Source organism: Thermus sp. FJN-A (assembly GCF_054655095.1).
The window spans coordinates 1-850 of the sequence record NZ_BAAHSC010000114.1 but is presented as its reverse complement, the minus strand read 5'-3'; the positions used below and the strand labels follow the sequence as shown (position 1 = coordinate 850).

Genomic DNA, 850 nt, shown 5'->3' with positions numbered 1-850 from the left:
AAGGCAAGAGGCGCCAAGGCGGCGCGCGGGGGAGTGCCGTCCCCCACGCGCGAAACGGGAGGGGTTTATGCCCCAAGAGGGAGTTGAAGGGAAGAGCTATAAAGAACAGCCGGAAGGAATCAGCGAGCGGGGCCGGGCCTTCCTCGAGGCCCTGGCCCGGAGGAAGCGGGCGAGGGGCGAGGAGCTTCCGCCCCTCTACCTGAGGCTTTTGGAGGGGGCCGCGCCTCCCCCCGAGGGCCCCGAGCCCACGCCCGAGGAGGCGCCTCCCCTGGAGGGCCTCAAGCGGGACCTCCGCCCCACCCGGGAGGAGCTTTCCGCCTCCCCACCTCCACCTGAATGGCCGCGGGATCCCTGGGAGCTGGCGGACCGCCTCCTGGCGGAAGGGGAGCGGCGGGGCACCCTGCCAGAGCTTTCCGAGCGGGAGCGGAGGGCCTACCGCGCCCTCCTCGCCCTGGGCCTCGAGGTCCTGGCCCGGAGGCTGGGCCCGGGGAGGCCCCTGCCCAAGAACCTGTCCCAGGTCTCCCTCTTCGCCGTGAACGACGCCCTTTCCGTGGCCCTGGGCATCCCCCAGGCCTCCCTCTACCGGGCCCTGGCCTCCCTGGAGGCCAAGGGCCTCATCCGCCGGAGGGCCTGGCGCGCCCCGGCCACCCTCCGGGGCCGGACGGGGGTCTACGCCGCCGGGACCCTTTACGCCGTGCGCCTGCCCCACCGGGAGGCCCGCCCCCGTCTGGACCCGGAGGACTTCCGCCACCCGTGGCGGGACCTGGAGGAGGACGCCCGCCGGGGGCGCACCGCCTGGAGCCTGAGGCTGAGAGAGTCATATAAAAGTCCCCCTAAGGGAGACTCCGAG

At 73.4% G+C, this 850-nt stretch carries 1 pseudogene; it reads left to right on the top strand.

The features are described from left to right. Positions 1-67 precede the first annotated feature (67 nt). Positions 68-850, top strand: a pseudogene (locus ACYQ0J_RS00585) (hypothetical protein); the annotation flags it as partial.